The sequence below is a fragment of the Vibrio rotiferianus CAIM 577 = LMG 21460 genome (assembly GCF_002741985.1).
GTDB lineage: Bacteria > Pseudomonadota > Gammaproteobacteria > Enterobacterales > Vibrionaceae > Vibrio > Vibrio rotiferianus.
In genome coordinates this window covers 151869-178278 of the sequence record NZ_APHW01000010.1, presented here as the reverse complement: position 1 = coordinate 178278, position 26410 = coordinate 151869, and the positions used below count along the sequence as shown (strand labels likewise).

The 26410-nt window shown below is 43.8% G+C and carries 15 protein-coding genes; all 15 read right to left on the bottom strand.

Going from position 1 to position 26410, the window contains the following annotated elements:
- Positions 1 to 10 precede the first annotated feature (10 nt).
- Positions 11 to 1426: a LutB/LldF family L-lactate oxidation iron-sulfur protein gene (locus tag B853_RS05325; protein WP_128826818.1), complete on the bottom strand. Its 1416-nt coding sequence runs from the start codon at positions 1424 to 1426 to the stop codon at positions 11 to 13.
- Between the two features lie 10 nt (positions 1427 to 1436).
- Positions 1437 to 2156 (bottom strand): (Fe-S)-binding protein, encoded by a 720-nt coding sequence (locus tag B853_RS05320; RefSeq protein ID WP_038887960.1) that lies wholly within the window; start codon positions 2154 to 2156, stop codon positions 1437 to 1439.
- A gap of 131 nt (positions 2157 to 2287) precedes the next feature.
- On the bottom strand, positions 2288 to 3871 hold the full coding sequence (locus B853_RS05315; protein WP_038887958.1) for an L-lactate permease: 1584 nt from the start codon (positions 3869 to 3871) through the stop codon (positions 2288 to 2290).
- A gap of 954 nt (positions 3872 to 4825) precedes the next feature.
- Complete coding sequence (locus tag B853_RS05310) at positions 4826 to 9019, bottom strand: protein NO VEIN domain-containing protein (RefSeq protein ID WP_038887205.1); 4194 nt, start codon at positions 9017 to 9019, stop codon at positions 4826 to 4828.
- A 140-nt stretch (positions 9020 to 9159) separates the two neighbouring features.
- Positions 9160 to 10689 carry a serine/threonine-protein kinase gene (locus tag B853_RS05305; protein WP_038887203.1) on the bottom strand — a complete coding sequence of 510 codons (1530 nt, stop codon included), beginning with the start codon at positions 10687 to 10689 and terminating at the stop codon, positions 9160 to 9162.
- The gene (locus B853_RS05300; RefSeq protein ID WP_050569011.1) at positions 10686 to 11264 is read right to left on the bottom strand and encodes a hypothetical protein; all 579 of its coding nucleotides are present in this window, start codon (positions 11262 to 11264) and stop codon (positions 10686 to 10688) included. Before B853_RS05300 ends, B853_RS05305 begins: the two co-directional genes overlap by 4 nt.
- Complete coding sequence (locus B853_RS05295; protein WP_038887201.1) at positions 11257 to 12942, bottom strand: helicase HerA domain-containing protein; 1686 nt, start codon at positions 12940 to 12942, stop codon at positions 11257 to 11259. Before B853_RS05295 ends, B853_RS05300 begins: the two co-directional genes overlap by 8 nt.
- A 2-nt stretch (positions 12943 to 12944) precedes the next feature.
- On the bottom strand, positions 12945 to 14078 hold the full coding sequence (locus tag B853_RS05290; RefSeq protein WP_038887199.1) for a hypothetical protein: 1134 nt from the start codon (positions 14076 to 14078) through the stop codon (positions 12945 to 12947).
- The gene (locus B853_RS05285; RefSeq protein WP_038887198.1) at positions 14075 to 14902 is read right to left on the bottom strand and encodes a hypothetical protein; all 828 of its coding nucleotides are present in this window, start codon (positions 14900 to 14902) and stop codon (positions 14075 to 14077) included. The genes B853_RS05290 and B853_RS05285 overlap by 4 nt, the downstream gene beginning before the upstream one ends.
- Entirely contained in the window at positions 14902 to 19221 is a 4320-nt protein-coding gene (locus tag B853_RS05280) for a hypothetical protein (RefSeq protein ID WP_038887197.1), read from the bottom strand. Before B853_RS05280 ends, B853_RS05285 begins: the two co-directional genes overlap by 1 nt.
- A gap of 13 nt (positions 19222 to 19234) precedes the next feature.
- On the bottom strand, positions 19235 to 20599 hold the full coding sequence (locus tag B853_RS05275) for a hypothetical protein (RefSeq protein WP_128826817.1): 1365 nt from the start codon (positions 20597 to 20599) through the stop codon (positions 19235 to 19237).
- Entirely contained in the window at positions 20599 to 22188 is a 1590-nt protein-coding gene (locus B853_RS05270; protein WP_038887196.1) for a restriction endonuclease subunit S domain-containing protein, read from the bottom strand. The genes B853_RS05275 and B853_RS05270 overlap by 1 nt, the downstream gene beginning before the upstream one ends.
- Positions 22188 to 24311: an HsdM family class I SAM-dependent methyltransferase gene (locus B853_RS05265; RefSeq protein WP_038887195.1), complete on the bottom strand. Its 2124-nt coding sequence runs from the start codon at positions 24309 to 24311 to the stop codon at positions 22188 to 22190. The genes B853_RS05270 and B853_RS05265 overlap by 1 nt, the downstream gene beginning before the upstream one ends.
- A 91-nt stretch (positions 24312 to 24402) precedes the next feature.
- The gene (locus B853_RS05260) at positions 24403 to 24816 is read right to left on the bottom strand and encodes a hypothetical protein (RefSeq protein WP_038887194.1); all 414 of its coding nucleotides are present in this window, start codon (positions 24814 to 24816) and stop codon (positions 24403 to 24405) included.
- On the bottom strand, positions 24806 to 26335 hold the full coding sequence (locus tag B853_RS05255; RefSeq protein ID WP_038887193.1) for a restriction endonuclease subunit S domain-containing protein: 1530 nt from the start codon (positions 26333 to 26335) through the stop codon (positions 24806 to 24808). The genes B853_RS05260 and B853_RS05255 overlap by 11 nt, the downstream gene beginning before the upstream one ends.
- Between the last annotated feature and the right edge of the window lie 75 nt (positions 26336 to 26410).

Below are 26410 nucleotides of genomic sequence, written 5' to 3'. Positions count from 1 at the left end.
ATTGAGATCCTTATTTCTGTTTTCGATTGGCAAACCAGCTACGTAATGACTGGCCATCTGGAGTTGGAAGATCTCTTGATTCATTCCACTGCTTAATTGCGCCGACACTGAGTGGCATTTTTCCATTTCGGATCAAACCGCTAGCGACTGTTGCACCCACTTTGATGCTCATATCCCATAGAAGCGGTTTAGCGTTAATTAGGTTGAAACCAGAAACGATAGCCCGTTCACTAAAAGGCGTGATCTTGTCACTGGCCATTTTTTCACGATGCTTCATAAGTAGATCAGAAAGCGGGATCTTAACTGGGCAAACGTCATGACAAGATTTACATAGGCTGCATGCGTATGGCAGATCTTTAAAATCATCGTATCCGCCAAGAAGTGGGGAAAGGACCGCGCCAATTGGGCCCGAATAGATAGAGCCGTACGATTGGCCACCAATGTGACGGTAAGCCGGGCACGTATTCACACAAGCCGCGCAGCGAACACAGCGCAAGATGTCTTTAAACTCAGAGCCCAAAATATCTGATCGGCCATTGTCGACAATCACTAGATGGAACTCTTCAGGGCCGTCACAATGCTCTGCTTCACGTGGGCCAGTTAAGGCGGTGACATATCCGGTTAATGGTAAACCGACCGCACTGCGACAAAGCAAACTGATCACAATATCCAGTTCTTCAAAAGTTGGAACAATACGCTCCATCCCCATCACGGCAATATGCGTTTTTGGCAAACTCGTCGCCAAACGGGCATTACCTTCATTGGTGACTAGAGTAACCGTGCCCGACTCCGCGACAGCAAAGTTACAACCGGTAATGCCAATATCCGCCTCTAAAAAATCATGGCGAATATAATCACGTACAAAGCGCGTCATCTCTTCTGGATCTTCCGAGCCTTGATAGTTGAGCTTGTCTTTAAAAATCGCTTTAATTTGCGTACGATTTTTGTGTAGAGCAGGCACAACGATATGCGAAGGCGCGTCACAGTCATCCACTTGCAAAATGTATTCACCCAAATCGGTTTCAACCACTTCGCAGCCATTGCGCTCAATCACTTTGTTTAGACCAATCTCTTCCGTCACCATAGATTTGGACTTGACGACTTTTTTGGCCTCCTTCTGCTGAATGATGGTTTCGATGTAATCCGTTGCCTCTTCTGCAGTCGAAGCAAAAAACACACTGCCTCCGTTTTTTACCACGTTCTCACTCAGTTGATGCAGGTAGTAATCTAGGTTCTCTAATACATGATTACGAATGTCCATGCCCATATCACGCCACTCTTCCCAGTGGCCGAGCTTATCCGCCGCAAGTTGGCGATTGTTGAACATACGCTCCTGAGCATTCGCCACCGAGTGACGCATAAACTCATCTTGCATTTTTACTTTGATGCGCTGCTTGAAGTTCACATCGCTGGTTTTCATCGACATACTCTTCTCCTTAACGACTCAACAGCACATCAATGATATGCATCACTTTAACAGGCTTGCCTTCACGGCTAATACGACCACCAATGTTGATCAAACAGCTAATATCAGCACCGATCAAATAGTCTGGACTGACATCACTGATATGGCGGACTTTTTCTTTCACCATTTCGCCGGAAATTTCTGACATTTTGACCGAGAACGTCCCACCAAAACCGCAGCACGTTTCTTGGTTTTTGATTGGCAGCATCTCCAACCCTTCAACATTTTCTAGAAGCTTGAGCGGCTCTTCACGCACACCCAATTTACGAATCAAGCTGCAGGATGGGTGGTAAACCGCACGGCCGTTAAGACGAGCGCCAACATCCACTTTATCTAACTTGTTAACGATGAACTGAGTCAGCTCGAATAAGCGATCCGCAACCTTTTGTGCTCTTTCAGCCCACTCAGGTTCAGCGGCTAAGTATTCTGGGTATTTTTTGATAGAAGCTGCGCAAGAACCTGCAGGCGTCACGATTGGGAAGTCATTACCTTCAAAGCTCTCAATCAACTTTTTCATGGCTGGTTTGCTTTGCTCAATATAGCCGCTGTTTAATGACGGCTGACCGCAACAACCTTGCTGAGTTGGGAATAGAACCTCGCAGCCTAACTGCTCTAGAAGTAGCACCGTCTTTTTGGCGACTTCCGATTTCACAGAGTCACATAAACAAGTGACAAAAAAGTTAACCTTCATTTTTATGCTCCAGTGTTCACTGACTTTGATTACTCGGCATACGCCCTAAATCCAGTGATTTTTTATAGTTTGCCCACCTGCATGACTCTGTTCCCAAAGCCCTTACTACAGTGCAGGTAGGCATAATTGGTTTAAATAACGCTGCTCACTAAGGCGACAATCACCCCATACAGAACCATAGGGATCACCGTTCGTTTGATGATGTAACCCTCTTTATTAGCGATTCCCAAAATGGTTGAAACAGCAATGATGTTATTAATACAGACCATGTTGCCCATCGAACCGCCGACAGATTGCAGTGCTAAAATAAGGTTTTGTGGCAAGCCAACTGTCTGCGCAATGGTTTGTTGAATGCCACCAAAGGTGAGATTAGAAACGGTCGCCGAGCCAGAGAAGAACGCGCCCAACGCGCCAAGGTATGAAGCAAAGAACTGCCAACTGGTGCCCAACAGATCAGACAGCGCTCGGCCAGTTGTCATGATTGGAGAGTTTGCATCTCCCATCATCATAAACTTCACCATGATCAGAGCACCCACCAGTGCAATGAAAGGTGTTTTGATTCGCTGCCCCGTTTCAGTAAACACTTGGCCTAGCTGCTGTTTACTCATTTTGAAGACGAGTGCACTGACGAGCACCACCAATAAGAAAGGGATTAAAGCAGGCACATACAAGGTTTTGTATGCCCACGACGTATCAGTTCCCAGTATCTGGCTCAGCTTTAAGATTAAGGCGTTTGAGACGCTAAACTCCGCAAAGTGACCAAGTTGAACGGTGAATAGCTGAGTCGAGTCGGTTAAGAGCTGCTTTATCCCTAACTGCTGGATACGAGTAATAATGAGAATGGCGATAAGCAGTAACGTTGGACTCATTGCCTTGAGAATTTCGGCCCTTGGAATCTGCGCTTGTTGTTCATTTTCCTCTGGCTGTCTTGGCTCCATCCCGATATTTAACCGCGCCAATACAATAGAAATGGTGAGACCAATCGCCCCACCAATCAGCGCTGGAAACTCGTAGTTCCACTGCGCGAAAGCAAGGTATGGCAAAGTGCAGGAAAAAACACTGAGTTGAATAAAGATGATATTACGTAGGATGGACTTCCAGCTTACGACAAAGCTCAGCGCAATTACCGGAATAAAAACAGCAGCGACCGTATGCAGCAATGCAGAAGTGCGACCAATTTCCAGTAGATCGTGTTCACTTAGCCCAAGACCACTAAAGCCGAACCAAGTTGGCGTACCCACCGCACCAAAAGAGACAGGCACAGAATTCATAATAAGCGCCAACATAGCCACACGAAGCGCCGGAAAACCAAGTCCAACCAAGATTGGAGCAGCAATTGCCGCCGGTGTACCAAACCCTGATGCACCTTCAATCATAAAGGCAAACGCCCAACCAATGATCATAAGCTGCGCAATTTGATTACGGCTGACGCCTTCTAGCCAACGTTTGATGACCGCTTCCGCACCGGATAAAGAGATGGTTCGATTTAAAAGTATGGCTCCGGCGATAATCGAAATTGGTGTGATGGCAGATAGCGCGCCTGCAATAGCGCTGGCCACAAGTGGCGTGATGTGCGCGTTAAAGTAAAACAGTTGAATGACACCGACTAAAAGTGCAGTTAGCGGCAATGCAATATTTGAAGGGATGGCCTTATTTTTGGTCATCATCCATATGAGTAAAATAATAGGGGCAATAGATATCAATAAGTTGGCCATTGGGCCTCCATGTTTTCGTTATTGGAATCGTTATTTTGATTTTTGTCGCTTAGGGTAAAGCTTATAATTGTTGTGGTTATTTTAGAGAGAGGATTCGAGTTGGCTATTGATATTTAAATAAGCCAAGTTTTGCGTAGAAGAAAATCTGTGACACGCTACTAGTTAGCTTAAATTAAGCTTATTAATATCAATTTAATATCAACAACTTAAAAAGAAACCAGTAGTGATAGATAGTTTAATTAGACCTGTTTTGGAAACAATTAAGTGCAAACTAGCAACTAATAAACAAGACTAGAAAAACAGGCATAAGAATTATTCTCATCAATAATATTAATATAGTAACCCACTATATTAAGTTATAAATTGACTATAAAAGGAGATATTAAAAAGAGAGAGAAAAAGAAAAGATATTAATAGAAAGGACATTTCCTTTTTATTGAAGTTTTGCTCACTTCAGTATGGTCTCATTAGACTCAGATTAAATGAACGAATCACACTAGTAACTTACAGCCGCGATAAATCAGAATGGTGCCCTTTTCGGAGAGAGGCGATGTGCTGAATAATTGCCAAGTAATAACATTTGACTACTGTTGATGGTTATCGGTTAGTTTGCTCTTCTTTGCTAGCGAATAGATCTATCGACATCTGCGAAAACAAACCCCTAAAGCATAGATACTGCTTTGATTCACGACTCAACAGGGTTCAAAACTGACCTAAAACGAAAAAGCCCCAGCATTTCTGCTGAGGCTTTAGAATGTGGTGGGAGTGAGGAAGTCGAACTACTAATTTATCTCATTGAAATTTAACAACTTATGGCAAGTCGACTTTCGGGAATATACACTCTGTCATACATGTTATTTTTGTGACAATCATCACAAACACAAATTGAAGCATGTCATCTCTGATGCCACTTTAAACCCACATAAAGAACTATGCTGAACGTAACAGTCCGGATTACTTCCCACCAGTAACCTCAAAAACCTCTTTTGTCTCTGACTTGTCTAGATTCACATAAACGGATTGCTCAATAGCCGCACTATCAGCCAATGGATTTTGGAGAATACTAAGAAGATAGTTTTCATCCGAAACTTTATGTAAGCGATACAAGAAATACTTATCTTTGTATCTCTTAGCTGCAGCCTTTTCGTTACCCCTAAGTTCAATTTCAGCAGTATTATGCTTCCGACCTTTCACTTCTATAAAGCGAGCAACTTGATCCCAATTTCTATCTATATTGTTCTGAAATTTATCTCTTTTTTCTTCAGTGTCAAAACTAAGAATGTCGCATCCAAAGCTTTCACTACCAACTATCTGCCCAACTCTAAGTGGGTACCGTGGGGGTTCAAAATTGCTCTCTATTTCCATCACTTTACTCTCGGCAAAATTGCCATCTGTAATTTGATATCCATTTACGTAGCTTGTTGAGCTAGTTGATCCACTCGTCTTAACCTGGACTCTTAGTTTCTGTTTTTTAGTACTTTTAGGCTGTGGGGACGCTACTTGCGTTATCTCCAATGGTTTATCTTTGAGTGGACCGTCTGCAGGGGATACTTGTTTTGATGCCGGTTCTGTTGGCTTCTGTGGTACATAGTCTCTACTTGATGGCACGGTCGCTGCAGTTGGCTCTTGAATAATGCCAATGTCAGGTAGTACCCCAAAAGTATCTTCTGCTAAAGCCTCAAGAATATCCATATCAACTTCTTCTGCCTTATCTCCTCGCATTCTTCTTAAGAGAATATTACGGTCTTTGGGTTTACAACGGAACAATCTTGCAAATTCTCCTCCGTCCGCAACGCGGAATACTGAAGCCATAACTGAACCGATGGTATCCGCTAATAAGTCTGAATCACACTCCAACATTTGTGAACCAGTTCTAATGTACAAAGTCTCATTCTCTATCAGCCAACCCCACATGGGTAAATCGTATGAAAACTGCGTACCTTCATAAATCATTTCTGCACTAATCTCTGAACATATGACAATTCGTAGCTTTTCAAGCAAGCCCAGGTGTTGTTTTTGACTTGATTGAGTTGCTCTCAATAACTTGAAATGAGGCTTAACAAGCTGAAAGTAGGCATCAATATCATCAGCTGTGTCAGCTAATAAATGACTTTTCAAACTCTGTTTTATTTCTAGCCTATCAATTGAAGTTACGCCGAAAATTCGTTTAACCTTGTCGGTACCAACTCTATGTGGAAGAGACACAATCGCTAGCCGATCCAGCAACTCTTTAGGCAAGCCATCGGAGTCTGCATGGTGTAAATCTTCAACTGTATAGTATCCCGATACTTCACCCTTTGTTCCCCACATTCTCCCTGAACTTAAAAATCGCTCTTTAGAAATACCGGGGTCACCTGAGGCGACCTCAACAGCGTCAAGTACCCAACGGTATAGACTTTGAGAATGTTGGCCACTAGGGCGGTTAGTAGGAAATTCAATTAGCCTTTCATAAATATCGTTAATGTTTAAATCAACTAAACTAGTAATCACTCCTGCAGTTCGCCATGCATCAGTTAGCTCTCTTTCCGATAGAGAATAAGCTTTATAAAGTTGTGTCGTAAACTTAGCTGGCCTAGGAAATATTGACTCAATCGCTCTTTCACCTATGACACACTCTCTTGGCATCAGTGGCTTGTTATCTTTATCTTTTAACCATGCAGTATTAGCGATTTTCCAAATAATATAGCAGGGTAGGGTCCCGTAGTAAGTTCTATAATTTCTATCGCCAGATCTTATTGAGCTTATTGTCAAATGTTCAGAACTCGGTCTGATCCAGTTATAGAAACGTTCATCTTTAGAAAGCCAAGCAATAATCGCCGGGTACTTATCTGGAACAAGTATCTCAGCTAGTCTATCAACTGAAACATACGATTTAACACTTACTCTTGCGTTCTTTAGCTCGTGATCATCAGAAAAGATGTAATCTTCAAACTTAACAGGATAGTCAAATGCAGCAATAATAGATTCAAGAAAATTCTTATTCGATTCTTTTGCCGTTACTTCTCTAGGCCATTTACAGACACCAATCCAAGCTAAAAAGCTGCAAAACTCACTTATATCATCACAAATGCTAAATTGTTCTGGAGGAAGTAATAGCTGTTCTGGACATATATCGCCATAAAGGCTCTGCATCACATAACCATGATCCAAGTATCCGTTACCCATATACATTTCAGTTGCTCTTGTAGAAGAGCCATTTTGATTTGGAAGTTCAAAGTTTGCTTTAACTGGGAAAGCAGGTAATTGCCCTGCCACTCTTTCCTTTTTGTAGAGTAAGTAAATTAAGTTGAATAATTCTCTTTCAATTTTCGTCGCGTTGTCCGGATCCTTTTTCTTACGACGATTTGATTGAGCAATCAAGTGTTGCAGCAACCCTGCAAAGGAATACTCATGTAAGCCAAAGTCCTTTAATGCAACTTGTAGCTCCCTAGCATCCTTAACCTTTAAGCCTCTAGTTAGAAGCTTTTGCATTTCAATATCAAGAAACCTAAGTGTTAGCCAAGACGGTAGCTCTTCAGGTAAAGCATCTTTGGGAGATATATATACTGATGACGAATCTGGTATAGGCTTACCATTGCTTCCCAAAAATAAGGATGAGGTGAATGCCTTAGCACTGATACTGTTATCTTTTAACCCGACAATGAATTTGACTCGATCATCCAGAGTTAAATCAGCTAGTGAGCATATTCGCTCCTTTAATAATTCTGCGCTCATTTCCTTAACACCAACTTTCTTAAACCATAGGTGTTCATCAGTATTCGCAGGAGTTAAATCTTCAAAACCGCTAGTTGGGAACCAACCATTTGATGCTCCATTAATTGTATAAGCTTCATTAGGTTTGATTACTGTTCCACTAAGAGTTGGGATTATCTGTCGATGTTTTACTGTATCCAATAAAACATCTGGGAAGCCATGGTTAATTAAACTTAATGGGAATTCTCCGATTGGCATGACATTTCTAAATCCAGCTTTTACTCCCGTTGAATGCTGCCTTGCCCTTTGTTCGGCGACTTCAGCGATAAATTCAGCAAGACACTCTAAAACAAAACGATTACTTTCATGCTTAGTTATATTATTTCGGTCTTGAGTTAGCTCCAAGGTAGCGCTACACACTATTGGTAAAGGGATTATTATTTCAGTAGGGAAGTATGAAAATAACGGAGATGATTTAATCTCTGATGCTTTTTCAACTTCAGGTACAGCAACAATTAACTCATAGCTATATTTATCATTTTGATCACTATTTAAGTACTCTTCTGGGACATCACCACCTGTTTTAAACACCTGCCAAATGCCAATCGGAGAACCATTATCTAGGACCATTTTGGCAGTATCGTCACCATCTTTGGACCATACTCGTTCTTGCTCATTTGGTAATATGAATAGCAACTCATCTAACGAGTCAACAAACAATAAGGTTTCAGGTCTCAGTGAACTTAGCTGCTGTAATGCTCTATCATAAATATCGGAATTGTTAAAAGGGATAGCAATAGCTGTTGTATAACCCTTCCTTTTCCAATCTAAACATTTATCAGCCAACTCATAGTTGCGTTCATCGATAAATTCATGAATATCATTGTCTATTGAATAACCAGGAAAAGGTAAGACGGGAAGGACAGGCAGATCGCTTTTCTTCGTCTCTTTTGCAACTAGCTCAGCAAGCTCTTCATTGTCAGATATAAGAGCATTAAGCTTCTCCTCTGTAACTTTTCGACTGTATGCTAACGCAAGAGGTCCACTAAAAATAATAGGACTACTAGTCCAATTCAAAATCGATCTAAATCCCAGACCTTTGCAGCCGATAAACTTGCGCTCACCAAGACGTTTTGGACTTAAGTGGGCATTTTGCAACGATTGAATGCCACCTACAGAAAAAGCATTCCCCGTATTGGCAATCACCATCCCACTATGAGTCAGTTCAATAACCACGCGACCACTTTCATTGTTGTCTTTTGCTTGATCAGCTGCGTTCTGTAATAGCTCTAGGACCTCTCGACCTTCATAATCAATTTTGGTGGCTCGTTCTGAACCATAGTCATGAATTAAGTTAACTGGCTTAGCAAAGTATGAATTTCGTGTTTTTGACTCTTCATTCTTCAACCATTTAAACCATTCTTCGCTACTTTCAGGGATCCAAGAGTTATCCATCGTGTATCACTAACCTCTAGACATTAAAAAGGCTTCAAATAGAAGCCTTAGAATATTGGAATAATTGCATAATTAGATGTTGTCGTCACTGCTAAAGTCAGCATTCCTACTAGTCTTGTGTACCTCAGATTTTGAAATAGTTACCAAACGCCTAGCCGTTCATACTGCTGGCGTTTCTGGTTCAGCTTTTCATCAGACTTAACTAATCTAAGTAACGCACGCAAGTAGCCTGCAGACGTGTTGTAGTCTCTTAGCTGTTCACACACTTGCAGTAAACGAGTTAGTATTTTCTTTTGCATAGGGAACAGCTTATTCAGCTTTTCCAGCTCAGTTTTGGCTTCCTCGTACCGTGCATTTAGACCAAGCAATGATGCGTAGCACAAAGACACATCGAAGTTGTCCGCGTCATTGATTCGAGCAATCTCAATAAGGTCCTTTGCTAGATCAATGTTTCGCCACTTCAACATGGCTTTTATAGCAATAACTCGTGCAGATTCAATGTCACTATCACCGCTATTCATAAAGACAGAGTGGTTATCTTCTATCAATTGCTCTAAGTCATTCCAACGTTCATCACGGTAAAGGGCGTGGCATTGAAGGAACAGTGCATAGTTATTTTTGCTACGCTGATACTCTAGCTGAGCTGTCTTAGCTGCAGCTTTGTAATCTGTGTCTTCTAGAGCCTGAGTAACCTCACTAGACCAATCTTTTCGAGTTGTAGTAGTCGTCTTAATGGTATTCTTTGGTGCAGTGAAGACAAGCTGTCTTTGCTTAGAAGCTTGAAAATCCGCGTTCAATGCTTGAATAGAACCATAACGATCTTGTGGATGCTTGTTCAAACATTTCAAGATCACAGCTTCTAATTCAGGGCATACACCAGAGTTAATTTCACTCGGTTTTGCAAAAGGAGCGTGGCTCCTCACCTCGATCTGTGTATCGTGAGGCAAGCGCCCCGTCATTAGCTGATACAACAGCACGCCTAGGCTATATACATCCCCAAAAAGCAACTCTTCCGTTGTTCCCTTACGCGAACCACAATCACAAAACTCCGGCGCTGAATAAAGCACCGTACCGCCATTTTCACGCGTTCTAACATAGAACTCTAAAGGCAACGCTGAGCTACCAAAATCTGTTAATTTAACCAGATCATTTTGCCCAATAAGTATGTTGTGTGGCTTGATATCGCCATGTGAGATTGGTGGTACCAGTTCAGAAAGGTATTCAACAGCATCTAGAACTTGCTCAAAAACATTGAAATAGTATTTCGGTGAGTTAACCGCGACACACTCATACTCGTTACCAGGAAAAGCTTTCTCGGAACGGTTTAAATGAAACTCACGATTCTCTAGTTTCTGAGCTAACGTTTCGCTTGGAAAGTACTCCATCTCTATCACGTACAAGTGCTTCTCGGAAGGGATTCTCCCCATCTCAAATACTTGGATCACGTTTGGGTGAGGGTCTAATCCAATTAACTCTTTGCCTTCTGCTAGTACACGATCCGGTTGCGAATTTTGTTTTGGTATCTTAATCGCGACGGTTTGCCCATCTGCTAGTCGTTCAGCTCGATAAACCCACCCGTGGGTCCCATCACCTAAACACTCTAACAAATAGTATTTATCCCCAAGCTGTTTATTCGCTTTAGGTAAAAACAGCCCTGCTACTTGATTCATTGCGCCTCCCAAAAGCTAACAGATTGTAGAAACAATTTTTGGCTTACAGTGTCTTCAAAAAAGAAACGATTAATCAAAAGCTGAGCGTCCTCAATACCTGGAATAAACACACCTTTGCTGTTTGTCGCGCCATATTTCGCTAAATGGTTTAACTCTCTAATATCTGGCGCAGAAACCACTTCTTTACTCCAAAAAGAAAGCACAAGTAATGAAGGCTTTCTATCCCAGCGATGGTAAGCCTCTAACAGGTTCATTAACTTTGCCATTAGCTTTGTCTTATCTGGTGTTGAACCATCATAACGCTCAAACTCAATAACTACTTCTGGTGATTGAGTCGCGTATGAGAACCAAACAGAATCTGAACGAATATCATTACCTGCACCAGGTGGCGCAGGTGCCTCGACAACGGCCATAAAACCAAGCTGGTGCCCCAATGTGTTCCAAACACTACACCCTAAGCTATGAACCAATACATCCTCATCTTTCACTCCCCAGCCCGTTAGCATAGGGAAAGTTTTATCGATAAAGGCGTTTTGATTTAGCTCCGCTTTGATCTTGGATACCGTATCAGCCATCAAAACGCTCCCAGACACTTAGTACATCTGGCGACTCACCACCATGGATAAGTGCTTTGGTTCCGACTTTAACTAATAGAGGAGCTGGTATCGAACGACCACAAACCAAGGCTTCACCCGTTGAAAGGCTGGATAGCTCATCAAGGTCTGCTTTACTCACCATGTCGGATGCCTTGGCAATGAATCGTTGGTCATCAGGGTTCTTTAAGCGCATGGTTATTAGCGTATTACATTGAGAAGTCACATCGGCATCAAGCTTTGATGGGCGTTGACTAACGATCCCAAAGCCCACGCCAAATTTACGACCCTCACCGGCAATCTTTTTAATAATGCGGTGACTGACAGCATTACCACCAGCTGGCGCAAAGTTATGCCCTTCTTCGTAAACCAAAAAGCACGGGCGTGTCTTGTCTGTCTTACTGGATGCAGCGCTTAGAATCTCACTGGATAGTAAGCCACAAACCACCTGTTTAGCGGTATCGCTTAAACCCTGTAAATCAACAACAACCAATCGCCCTTTGCGGTTCGAAGCTCGACCAACCATCTGATAAATATCAGTCGGCTCTTTCATTGCTGCTGAGTAAAAGCTTTTCGCTTCATTCAAAACACGGCTAAGCTTCATTGATGCTACAGCAGCACTTCGTCCGTTGAGAGCCTTAGCTTCAGCCTCAGACAAATCATCCCAATCACGTAGTTCTTCGATGCCATCACCCAAGAAATAGCGCAAACGGTTAATATCGCGTGGGGTACTCTTATCAACACTTCGCCAATAGCGAATCGCGACATCTAGTACACGTTGCTGTGGTTCTGTTAGCCCAGGTAAAATCTCTGAAATATCATCCATTTCAAAGTTATCAAACTGCAACGCCAATGGATGGTTCTTACCAGCATATTTATGATTGAAGGCATCATCCTGAGGTGTATAAACCTGAATACCAGCATCGGCAGCTTGAAGCTTCTCGATCATTGCCTTTATTTCAGGTAAGGCCGTTTGGTCTCGACTATCTTCTACAGAATCAAGGCCATCACTGAACTGCAGCTCACCTTTGGACAACGCACGCCCATATTCTCCATGGGGGTCGAACACCACAACGGTACCATTATTAAAGGCAACCAGCCGCTCGATAATCCTACCTACGGTATAAGACTTACCAGAACCGGTCATCGCCAAAATGGCCATGTGTTCTGTGACTAGCTTGTTGACATCAAGGTATACCGGTACCGTATTTTCACCTCTTTCATAACCAACAAGGTTACCTAGATGAAGGCTACTATCTTCTTTAAATTCATAGAACTTACTTAAGAACTTAAAATCAACTGTTTCAACTTTAGCGCCAGGATCAAGAGGACGACGAGGAATTTTGATCTGGTTCGTTGCTGGGTCTCGATATCCCACTAACTCTATAGTGGCATGCATGTTCTCACCAGTCATATTGGCACCAGGGAGCAGTTCTAGCTCGGTAACACTATCCCCGAAGCCCGAATTAAAGAGCATATTTGAGCGATGAATTTTATTTACCCTGCCCAATACAGCGACATCGAGCTCATCTTTTCGCTCTTGGTGCATAATCCGGACAAACTCTCCTCTTCGCACAGAGAAAGAGTTTTCTACTACCATAGTGAGTTTGTTTGCGTCACCGGTATTACCAACCAATTTACCTAGTACACTGTGTTTCATTTTTATTCCTCGTCCAACCCAGATAACCAGGTATCTTCTACATCGTTATTCTTGATTGCATCGCTTAACCCCTGACGGTAATACGCTGCAAACTGGTCAAGCATTTTCAATTGCTGCATCGCTAAAAGTTGTGGTAATGGCTTTAGCTTGCTTTGACCTTGGATATCTAAAGCCATCAGTTTCCAAGCGACTGCATCAAGCTTTTTGGTGTCCCAGTCTTGAGCTTCACCCGCAAGCTGTACCATTTGAATTTGACTGGTGTGTCCGCCTCGATAGTGAAAGCCAATAACACCAGCATCAACTGCTTCAGCTGGCTCCATTCTTGAGCGGTTCTCTGTCATCCGAAATGCCATCGTGCGCGTAAAGGATCCCAAAATGCCATGAATGAAACGCTTATCACCAATACCGGCTAAGCGAGACTCTAAGTCAGCAAGCTTATCCAAATTTTGCTGCACGAGCTCATCTGTCGTTAACAAGTGCTTGCGACCTTCTTCTGTACGTAAATCTTGCTTAGCAATGTTAACGATGGCACTAAATCTTTCGGATACAATACTCGCTAATACGGGCCCTTGAGGGTTCCACGGGAACAATTGTTCTCGATAGCTGGACCAGAATTGAGCTATCACATTTTTTGTACGCTGGTACTCCTCAACGTGTTTTACATTTCGATCTAATGGAGTCATTGCCCTATCCAAAAATAGTGGCGTATCCAATAGAATTAATTGACTAGGGCTCCCTTGCTGTAGCTGCTTCTCGACCAATTGATAAGCTTGGCGAATTTCCACCAAATCTAGACGCTTTCGTTGCGCTTCAAAATCGATATCATCCAACTCTGATACAGAATCGTTACTACCGGTCCCCACCTGGTTTTGTTCGATACACATATCGATGCGAACTGCACCAGACGCGTATATATAGCCGCCTAAGGCGTTTTTAATACAGGAATGGGTGGCAATCCCGGAGACCGTCAAGTCAATAACCTTTGGCCGTTCAACACGCTTCACGAGACCAGCACTTTTGAACAATGGTGCGACGGCAAGCACATCTCTGATTTGTTGTAACAATCGCCCTGCACTTCCCGGCAGACGGATTTGTGATTCAACCGCCAAAGATTGCGCTAAGTTTTGTTTTCTCATCGTGTTGCATCCTTTAGCTGTTCTGCGTAAAGCCAGTAAGCACTCTCTTTGAGTATTTCTAACCCCTCAGTGGTTAGCCCACTCTCGTTTACATATCCAATTGCTAACAATCGAGAAAAGCCCTCATCCATTTCATTCCCTGTAAACTGAAAAACGGGAAATGCTTGATTAGATAGATAGGCATTCAGTTCACTCGCAGAGATCGCCTGCCATGCGTATATACAGACCATGATCGAGTAATCAGTCGCTACTAACTGGGTTGGTTCACTGTCGGCGTCAGTCTCGATAGCATCTGGTGTTCCCGCTAACCGGTCAAAGAACGCAAACCATTCCCGCACTGACTCAGTTTCATCAATTAATGAGATTGACCATAATGGCAAACAAGTAACTGCAAACACTCCCGAGGCAGCATGATGTTTCACGTAGCGAGTATTCGCCGCAGAAGCACCCCAAAGATGCCCCTGTGAACGCTCACAAACACCTTGTCTACCTGCAACCTGCTGAGTTACCTCGGGCTCTAATAGTCGTACCAATGGCGAATCAACAGAAGGCACTGCCTCACTGAAACCAATCTGCCAGTCTATATCCTCATCAATCACTCCGGAGGAGTAAGGGGGAAGCAACATCAAGGTTCGCCCAGACAACAACGCCCAGTCGCGCCACTCTCTCTTATTGGCAGCATCAAGCTGTTGAAAGTCTTTACCTAACATCAATACGCAACCTTGATGTGGCAATGTTTCAGTAACTGGCTCCGCTCCAATAAGCGAACTTAAAAACCGCCCTCTGCGATGATTAGTAAGTGAAAGTGCTAAATAGAAAATCATTAAGCCCCTCCAAAGGTGATTTGAAGTTTAATGATTCCTTTGTCCACTAATTCACTTTGCTCCTGAGAAGTAAGATTCGGCTCTGAATTACTGAGCATGAGCGAAGAAATTTCTACCCAACGTTCGACTGAGATTGAGGTCCCCTGCAGCGCTTGCTCCGCGAGCTCGCGCCAAGCGCGATGGCGGCATTCCAACTCAATAGCCAATTCAGGCAGCGATAGGTTAGCGACCTCTTCATCTTTAATCGTCGCAAGCGCAGGGTTACCTAACGCGATTAAAAGCGGTGTCACTTCCGGTCTGAGGGTTCGATTAGCCTTCTCAATCAGCCCATTTCGATAACCTTTTATGGCAGACTCGACACTGTTCACTTTACCCATTAATACACCAAGCTGTGCAGTAATAGGCTTCATGAGTTTTACAGGTACATCTTTAATCGCTGAGAATTGCCCTGTTCGAGCGTCGGTTGCAAACTTCTCTCTGAATAGATCAACTTCTTCATCAAGGTCCTCTAATGCATCTTCGATATCACGTAAAGATTCTTGATACATTAGAATTTTTTTCGGGTGATCAGCCTCTGGATAATCAACAGGTAACATGTCACCAAGCTGAAACTTAAGATCAGAAAGCTTATTATCCAATTTGCCAAAATCAGCCTTTGTGTCTGCGAACATCTTAAGCAAGCTACGATACGCCTGTACGATGTAACCGCTAATATCGTCAAAGCTTCTATGGCTACCACTTCGGATATCAACACCCACCTCTTTGGCCAAATCATCCAAGCGACTAGAAACTTTATCCAATTGCAATGTGCGCAAGTAGAAGTTAAGCGTCTCAGTTGAGCCCTGATACTCTATTCGCTGTGTTTCAGTGACTTGTGACTGCTTAATTGCCCCCTGAAGTATGTTGCTAATGGTTCCCAAAGAGAGCGTAAATAGCTTGCTTGGGAAAGGGGCTTGAGCTGCAGGCTCATCACTGATGTTCGATATTACATTGTCACACGCAACTTCGATTCGTTGCGCTGCTGTTTGTACAAACTGAGCAAACTGATATGCCTGTTCAATACGAGAATAAAGCGAACGAGAGTCGTCTTCTAATCGAATCCGTTGTTCCAAACGTAGGTCCGCGCTCGTTTCATGGATATCTCGCACTGCACGAATATGGTTAAGTACTTGATAACGTAAACGCAGCAACTCAGGAAATGCATCAACAACAGCGGATAGCTCTGATTCGAGGTTAGTTTCCTTGTTGGTCATAAGAACAACGAGTTTCGTCGCCTCTTCCAAATGATTCAGAGCTTTGGTGGTTTCAGTTCCATGCTTGCCCTCCGTTCCAGCAAACAAGCCCGGGATCCTATCCTCGCCGAATACTTCTCTTAAGGCTTCCACGCGCCCTTGGTAACTATCCACGCCTTTGCCATTAAACCATGTCGTCGCGTAATCTAACTCACCTTCTTCTATCTCAAAGCGTGTAATAGGTAGCCATTTTTCTTTCTTAGCTTGGCGATCTTCTATCTTCGCTAAGTTCAGTTGGCTGCAGAGCCACATCCAATCACTGAATACCGCTTTAGAAGATAAGCCTTGACTCGCTGGAGACCACAAATACCCCCAGTACCACTTCTCTTGAGCGTTGTCCAATGTCCATGATTTGGCTTTTTTCGGGTTGGCTATCTCTGCCAAAAATGCAGGTACACGGGCCTGTGCCTGTGCCGGATGCTCGATGTCGCTAAAAAGACCAGCATGTTCGTTTGACTGATAGCCACTTTGTAAAACTTTACCGTTTAGTGATAAACGGCTGAACACCGCTCGAATATCTGCCGCATCAACGCCATGCTCAGGCAAAATATCATTCAAGCTATTGACGTTGTTATCTTGAACTAGGAGTAACTGCCAAGCCTTAAAAAGCTTATTGCGATCATCATCGTTAATACGCCCCGAAGGCTTAAGAGGCCAGGCTATCAAACCACGCTCATTGAGCCATTGTCGCCATTCATGAATTCGGTTGTAAGTGTAATCACGAATGTTATTCAGACGGTTCTTGAACTTAGAGGTAAACACCTGCTCATTAAGCTCAAAGCCCTCTTGCAGACGCTGATCGACACCAATTCGCTCAATCACATCAATTTCACTAGTGTTGAGATAATAAAGTAAAACGTTCTCTTTCAAATCGTCTTTAACACTGCCCTTGGCGTAATCGTCCATCACCCCAATCGAGCCAGTGAATGCAACAACAGGTACACGCCCAATCGCTGCATATTGCCCTGTTATTTCTTCGTTTAGACGTGTGAGCTCATCTTTACTGTCTACCCAAGCAAACGCAGCTTTGCCCTGAGGATGAAGCTTTAAGCCCTCACAATACTGCAATCCAGAGCTTGCGCCTCGCCCTCCGCCCGCTTTAGTAAATTGGATAGCCAAGTCTTGCTTAGTTACAAAGGCTTCTTGGTTGTAGTTCCAATCTCGATCCAATAAGCGAAATAGCCCCAACAATCGAGTACGACGTCTTACAAGTGGTGAACGCTCCCACTCTGCCTTAAGCACTGACATCGCTTTTTCATGACCGTCGGCATAGCCTACTTCACGGAAAATCATGGAGTTTTGTTGTTGGGAGCGATAACGCATGTCTAAACGAAGCAGCATCGCCACGCTTGGGCCGATATGGGTTTTGTCCTCATCCTCTAACTGCTGTACATCACCAAAGAAACGTTTCCATAGTGCGTCAGCAGCAAATTCTGCTGCGGGATGACTATATAACAGACTGATCAAGTGACGGAATTCTTGAACGTCTAGCGGTAGAAGAAAGGTATTTTCATCACCTATTTCGTTAATGGCAAACGTACGTAAGTTCTGACGCAGCGCTTGAAGATTCAAACCTTGATCTACGCTTGGGTAGAACCACTCATCACGATCACGGCGGAATTTTCCATCTTGCAAGGCTTGGCGGCAATCGAGCATCGACCAATCAACTTTACGATACAAGCTGACGATCGGCTCATCATATTCATTTTTCAGTGGCAATAACGCCAACAAATGTTGATGCTCCGCATCTAACGCCTTTGGTAATTGAGCAAACAACAAATTACGCGCTTGCTTAAGAAGTGCTTTGTCCTCAGTCTGAATACCATGAATCGCATTGTGGTCTAAAACATGATCGGAGATCCGCCCTGAGTTCTGCAGCACTTGATCAAACAGCTCACCCACATTGCTAAACGCTGTACCATTGCCCGCGTATTTATCTAGCTCAACATCAATATTAGCCATCACCACATTGAACCAACCAAAGTTAGCGCCGCTCATGGCATAAGCCGCTTCAACTAACCCTAACGGATATTGATGACGTAGCTTGTTACCCTCTTGTAGCTTAGCGACATAATCTGATACATCCGCAAAGGCATTATTTTCGAGTTCGACTAGCTCAAAACGACGTGCCGTCGATTGAATTTCACGCAGCTGTTGTCCCAAAAGCGGGGAACAAAGCGCTACATAGCGTAGCCATGGCAATTTACGGCGTGGATCTTCCTCTTTAATCGCTTTACCAATCAGACGAATGGCTTCTCCATCCAGTTGGCAAGCATCATCCCTATCGATGCCGTAGGTAGCGGCTTCTGCCACTGTCTCTAGCTCATCAAGCACAATCAAGATGTATTGAATACCAAACTTTTGAAGGTATTGGTAAGCCGAATCAACCAATTGGGTGACTGTAATGGTATTGCCATTCTCATCTTGAGCTTGGTCGTAATACAGTACCTCATCAGAAAAAGCATGATCAAGCATCAACCGATTCGCTAGCTCTGAAGCTTCAAAACCAAACGGCTCAATACGTTGCAGTGCTTGTTTGGCGATACTCGATTGAATAGAGCCATCAAACTGTTTAGTCGCCAACGGGATCAGCGCTTGATATAAACCATAGGCAAACCAGTTATCGGTGTTTTGGAACTTAGACACAATTTGCGAGTAGCGGATATATAAGCCTAAGTACTCGTCTCGCTTACTTTCATCATCAAAGAGTTCAGCGTTTTCTAGCTCACCACTACCGTTACGCACGTACCAACCTTTAGAGCAGTCATTGATCTGTGCAATCAACTCATAGCCCAAACGGGACTTACCTCGTCCCCACTCGCCTTCAACGGCAAATACGTGAGCGAATTTATCGTCTTCATGGTCAATGGTTTTGATAAAGGTGCGATAACGATTGAAGAATTTACTTTGTCCAACCAGGGGATCTTTTGACGGATAATCCGAAACACCAGTCGCCGCCCAGTTATGTTGTTCCGTCAGCTCATCCCATACAGCCTGAGACGAATTATTAGCACTACTTATTGTCATTAGAATACATCCTTTAAAACTGCGCTGAGGTATTACTCGTATTGGTTGAATGGGCCTGGCTGATAAGTGACTCTTGCTCTTGGCGCCAACGCAAAGCCTGGGTACGAATCGCCTCTCGCAATCTTTTTCCATACAGGGCAAAAGCACGTTGGCCTTTCATTCGATAACAGGCATCAGCAAACTGCGGGTTAATTTGGTAGTAATCCAGCTCGCCACTGATGCCGTCTCGATGTTGCCAAACTTGGCGTTTAATCAATAGCTCAATAACATCGCCAAGCTGTTGGTCAAGCTCTTGAGTGCTGATAGCGGCCGGAAATAACGCCATTGATAATTCAGCCAAGATTCGAGAAACAAACTGAGCCAAGCTACCGCACAGCACCTCATCGCCATCGCGGTTTAGCACCAACACCTGCACCAAACTAGGTTTATAGCCACTTTGCCCAGCTGGCAACTCAAGCATTAAACCTCCTAGCCCTTCGCTTGACCATATATCCTGCTCATAGGTGATCGCCGCGAGCAGCAATGCCCAAGGCGAACTGAGCACCCAATCGAGCGCTAAATCACTGCGGGTCTTAGTGGCATCTAGGGGGAGATTATCAAACGCCTGTTGGTCAAAATTATGTTGCCCTATCTTTTGCTGCCCAAGTTCATGATGATCACTGCCATCTGATTGACTGGTCTCGGTTGAACGCGAAGATGAGTAAGATGAAGAGAGCGAAACCAACAAATACGAGTTGTATTTAACATCGGCTTTAGGCACCGGTAACAAGCGTCCTTTTACCCAATCAATATCTGGGCGCTGACCTTGTAATGCGGTTGATGCAATCACGGGCAAGGCTTGTCCGCGACATAAGCTCAGCTGATAAGCGGTGGTTAATACGCGCGTGAGAATAGGCACTGCACTGATGCTGTCTGCTTGGGTACCCAATAGCTCACGTTCAATCACGCTATACGGTGTCGCGCTCAAAGAGGCCTCAGCAAGTGAAGCCTCTACCCACTCGCTGGCGACGCCAAGCTGGTGGATACGCTCTACCAACTGCAGTGGATCACTCAGCTCAGACGCCTCTTGGCAGCGTGCCGCCATAAGGTTTAACCATGGTTGGCGGAATCGGCTGTCACACGCGAGCACAGCTGCTACCAACTGTGACGTTGAACCAAGCTCGGTCACACCATCAAGTAGCCGCTGACTGGCTACCCAATGTTTGCCATCATCACAGGGGTAAGCCAAGCCCGATAACAGCTCACGAACGGCTTTGTCTTGAATTATAGCGCAACCACTTTCCAACAAACGCTCTAACGGCTTGACCACACTTGCCAATAAGAAGTTTTCGCTTTGCAGCAATTCGTCACTCAAGACGTGTGATGATGGCTGTTTCATTAGGCCTCCGTCATCGCATCATCAGCGTCAAGCGCTTGTTTAGCTTGCTCAAGCAGCTCGTATAGCTGATCAATATCATCAAACAGTGGATCACCTTCACCATCAATGCCCTCAGCGGTCATACGTTCAAGTAAAGAACGATCGAGCGAGTCATCGCCAGTCTCTAGTGCTTGCTGAGCGGAGACCAACTGCGACTCGGTAAGCTGTCCTTCAATGAGATCTTCAACTAATAATTTGGCAGACGCGATTAAACATTGCGCCAACCTATTTACGGCACGAAGTAACTTGATTTGCTCTGCAACTTTTAGCTGAAACTCATTAGGAGCAGTCCATACTTCAATGGATGCTAACTCTTCAGTATTGATATTTAATTGAACAGCTCCATTCTCCCAACGTCGAAATTGTTGCTGACCAACCCAACTATTCAAATACCAAGATAAATATAGCGGATTGATAACTTCAGATTTTGGCTTAGAGTTGATGATAAATGAACCATAGGCATATTTATCAAACCCCTCATACACATCACAAGCAACACCAACGGTACCACTTCGCGTAATCATCACGTCACCGATGTTTAGAAAGTTGTTCTTCAACTCATCTGTTAGCGAGCGATCTAAATAAACAATATCCGACTTGGAAATCTCATTATCAGTCAGAGCATTACCTCTAACAAAAGGAATACCTTTACCTTTTGCTACATAATCAGCTTTAACTGACGAGCCATATTTAAATCCAGTAGTAAGTGCACCTAAGCTGGAAAACTCACCATTAAACTGCCGACTCAAATCAATATGCTTATCTTCATAGAACTCCGCATCTAACCGATTTTCCGTTAAATCAAAAGTTCTCGATATGGCGTACTTCTTATTTGTCCTTGGGAACTTCTTAACTGGAATATCATTTTCAAATTCTTGTAGAGTTTGCTTAATACTTTTCGCCCAAGCCCTCAAACGCTCTGCTTGCCGGACTTTCTCACCGATGTATTTTTGGGCTAAATGGTCAATTTCTATAACCTTTATTTCACGAAGCTTTTCGTTATTAATCCATTTTTGAATTACACCAGTAGCTTCTCTAAGAAATCGTTTTCGCCCATGGGAAGAATTAAGAAATACAGAAATGAAGTCTGCATCTTTAGTATCATCTAATGAAAATCTAGTGACATTTTCACTAATAGCTGCGCCTTGCAGTCTGTCTGGTACTGAACTCGCAGACCCAACTTTACCTTTTCGGCAGACAATCAGATCACCGCTATTACATAAAGACTTCCTAACTTTTTCAGAACTAGTTGAACTGACATAGAGGTAACCATCATCTGACAAATAGTTATCCATCAAGTTCTGCGTACGAATAAAAGGAATCCCACCTGTAGAGTTAAACTCGATCCCTCTCAAGAATTCAAAGCTACCATTAGACGTAAGATCTGAGATATTATTTGGAACAGAACTATCAACGATGCTTTCAAGTGTAACTTGCTTAAATACAGAGATTTTTTGTTCGTTATGCATCAACTCTGATGAATAGTATTCAGAATCTAGTCTCTCAAATAGGTCAGCAGGACTCACTCTGTTATAGAATTTAGAGTCCATCACTCACCTCGCTTATAAGCAGCGACGATTGGGTCTAAGTCATTACTTACACCTGCGGCATAATCTTCAATGTTGTTCTTCACCAAGTAACCTAAAGTTTCTGCAACTGCCATAAACACATCGGTTTGTGGCTCTGGCAAAAACTGCTCTGGATGCTTGTCGCTTGCTGGGCGTTTTTGCAAGTAAAGGATGGATGTTTTAGCGCCAGTGCCAGAAAGCTTAAAGGTATCGGATGGCAGTGATACCACGGCTTTTACAATGGCTTTACCACCGCTAAACTCACCAGTTTTTTCATCTTTTTTGCCCATAATGTATTCACGTACATAGCGGTCGCCCGAGTTACACAAGATACCGTCTGGCAAAACAATCATTAAACGGCCACCGGGTTTAAGGAGCTGCAAGCAGCGATCGATAAACAGCACGGCAGGGTCAATCGAGCCTCCTTTAACTGGCTTCCATTCGCCATTTTTACTTGGTTTGCTTCCCAGAGCTAAGCCAGATACCGTTGGGAACAGCTCGTATTTAGGCTTCTTGCCTGTAGATACATTACGTAAGTCTGTTCGGAATCCCGCCCAAACTGGTGAGCCATCTTCGTTTAGTTCTAGTGGACCAGTGTCTTCCCACGTCATTTTGGTGTAGTCGTAGTAGGCGTTGTAGGAATCGACGACCTCTTCAGCAGGGCGGAATCCACCTAATACCTGTTCCATATCCGCTTCATACGCTTTTTTCGACTCTTTACCACGTTTATCAGATTTAAACTTCGGGGTACCAAATGGTGGGTTGGTACAGATCAAGTCAAAGCTATTTGGCTTTAACGACGGTGTGGTTAATGAATTACCTGTGTAGAAGATTTTTGCTTTGGGTGCACCTTGCAGTGCCATATTCACACGTGCCAGCATCACCATGCGCGGCGCAGCATCGGCGCCCACAAAGCCATTTTCCAGTAAGTGGTTAAATTGCTGTTCGCGCTCTTGATCTGATAGACCTGCGACCGTATGCAGGAAGTTTTTGACGCGGCTTAACGCCACAGAACCAAAGCCGTAAGAACCACATGTAGGGTCACAGAAGCGGAACTGACCGGAGGTGATTTGCGCGACGGCATTAGTATCGTTTTCGATGTCATGGAAAACCATATCCAGCATTGCATCTTTTACTGGCTTCGGCGTTAGGTAAATACCCAAACCGCCTTTAGATTCAAAGTTCGCACGCAGGAAGACATCGAACACACGCCCCAAGAAGTCAGCCGATACATCGGCCAATGTGCCTTGGCGAGTTTCACCGTTTTTCTCATCGGTGAATGGTCCTAGGTCTTGAATCGCTTTTAACAGAGTTTCGTAGTTGCGCGGCTTTTCTAGGCGAAGGTGAGTTTTCGCATCAAAGATCGGGTTCGCTTCACCCGCGTCGTTAACCACAACATAGTCCGGATGTGATTTGAAATGGTCAAATGCAGCTTGGATCAGCTCAACAGCAGCATCACCATGTGCTTGTACATATTGGTAAGTAAAGATTTCTGGTAGCTGATACGCCTTGCCATTGTGCTCAAAACCAAGGTCACTACCTGATTTATGGTGCACTCGGAATGATTCTAAGAACAGAATCTTCGCTACTTCTTCAATAATGTCGTTTTTATCAGACACCTTATCTTTAACGGTTTGGTAAACCTGTTCATGAAACGCGTCAAGATCTTGCATTAGGTTACGGTATACCATAGCTGACCAAGCTAGGTTTTGCTCTCCGCTTAAGCGTTCGTAATCGCGAATAAGCTCAATGCCTGGAATTTCAGGTACCGCTTGGCTAAAACCTTTAAACTCGTAGCTACGCTGGTTGTTCGTATCTGCCAAGCAGATAAACGCTGGCCATTGGCTCTCGTCACCCAGCATGTCATTTTCACCCAGCAGCTCAAATACGAGTGCATCTAACGATTCTGGCTCTGAGTAATGCCAGTTATTATCACCAAGCACCAGTAACAAGATCTTTGGCGTTTGGTTACCTTCAACAATGCCCCAAACAAGCTCTGCTTGATAAAAGTCTTGTGTTGCTTCTAACGGTAGCGATTCGCTAAATTGGCGAAACTGATTGCGAACTGGCGTATAAATTGGAGCGAGTTCTGTAGCATTACTCATAATTCTTTTCCTAATACGTGCCTCTTTTGTTGAGGCTTTTCTGTTGAGCTAGGCTCAAAGGTCAAATTGGTTTACTTCAAGATAGGGATAACTAAGCAAGCTTAATTAAGGGCCCCATCATGGTTAATTTGGGGTGTTCTTGCACCGCGCTTTTCAGCATGCCCTCTGTGGCGACGATATGGCTGGGCAGCTTATTGAGCGCTAGCTTTACTGGTAACGGCCGCTTCAGCTCGACGACCAAATCTAGCAAAATGTCACCTAAGTTTTGGCTACTGTTATCCGCCGTAGCTCCGTCTTGGGTTCGAAGAGAAAATAGACCAGTATTCGCCTCTCTCTCCACTGCTGACTGGCAGTTTAACCATAACGATAACTGGCTCTTCTGCCAGCCTAACTCTTGCCAAATATGGCTTTGTTTTGACCAGATATCGTCAAGAGCTTGTGGCTGACTCGTCAGGCCATCAAGGGTCTGTTGCAGCGCTTGCCGTAACTCGATGTCAGTTAACATGGTTCACCTCGTCTAGATTTGGATGAACACTGCTATACACTTGTGCCATCTGTGTCTTTATCTGCTTCATCTCTGCCAGTGCTTGGCTTTGCTTTTTCAAGATGTTGTCTAATTCATTGTGCCAACGCGTCGCCAGCTCACAGGTTAACGGTGGAAACGTCACCTTGGCAAGATCGGATAAATTTATAAAAGCTTGTACACTGCCACTGACTAATTGAGCCATTTGCCATTTGATTAACGGCGTTTCTAACAGCAAGGTGTACGCTCCTGCATACTGGTGGAAAAACAGCGTTGCTAAATGCTCACTCGCCAGCGTATCTTGAGGCAAATTTTCGTTTATCCACAATACCTTACTTTCTCTCGCGAATGTTGAGAGCAGCACATCATTTTTTTGTACCAAGCGCTTTTTCACTCGGCTGATCTTAATCGTTTCGTCATGGTTTGAGTCGACTAGGGTAAGGTCATCAGACACTCGAAAGTTCGGCTTTAAATCTTTAATTTTAAGTAACTGATACCGTTCTGGCAGTGCTTGCTCTTGTTTCGGTTCAATAACAGCAAGTTCTGATAGATATTGGCCGCCGTTAGCGGATAGTTGATGGGTTACTTTACTGTGCTCTGAGTAACCAAAATCTAAACGCTCACTTAAGTCTTCAGATTTGAACCACGCCGTCTTTACCCTATTTTCATTCCACGAGATGGATAAGTTATCTAAGAAATCAGTTAACCAGGTTGAAACCTGTTCGCGCAGGTCTCGCAGCGACATTTGGGTAAAGTAAAGTCGCTCTAAACACGAAAGGTAGTGCTCAGAAAGAGTAGTAAACTCATCAGGGGTTGGCGCTAAAGGCATATTCTTTAACTGTGACAGGCCCACACGAACCAACTCCTCTTTTCGAATTCTGTTTTCTAGGTAGTCAACGTATAGAGGTTGCTGCAAGCAATAGGTCAACCAAAGCGCATCGTGGCGGTTTAAGCCACGCACGATTGCCATGTTGGCATCAATCGGATGTTGTCGATCAAACTCGGAAACATAAGCTGCAGATGCACTGCCGACCCTGCGCACGACAACATCGGAAGGCTTAACACAAGACTCGAATGAAAGTACCGGTGTTTGGTACTGACTACTCTCAGGATTCAACCTCATGTCGGCGACATGCCTCATTCGGTAATAGCGCTCTCCCAACAAAGTAGTTTCAATATCTGTCGCTAGTTTCCTTGTTTCCTCATCAACCAATTTTGGCTGATATTTGAGAGTTATAGGATCTCTTTTACTAGTATCCAGCAAAGACACATTTGCCATATACCACTCTGATTCTGGGCTTTCGCTAAATCGCCAGCCATCAACAAACTTAACTTTATAATCTTTCAGCTGAGGCCATTGTTTTTGTTTTGCAAACACAGGAAGAATAGCCGCCGTTGACAGGTGATAATCAGCCCGCCAGTCCGTCGCCTCTTCAAACTCTTCTCTCGTTATCTTTTTGATAGTTACAGCCTGCATTTTGCCCCCGCTGCCCTTTTTCATTCTTCATACTTTAGTCCGCCACACACTTAAAATCAACAAAAATCATTTTGCGAGTCAAAAGCGATGGAGTGAAAA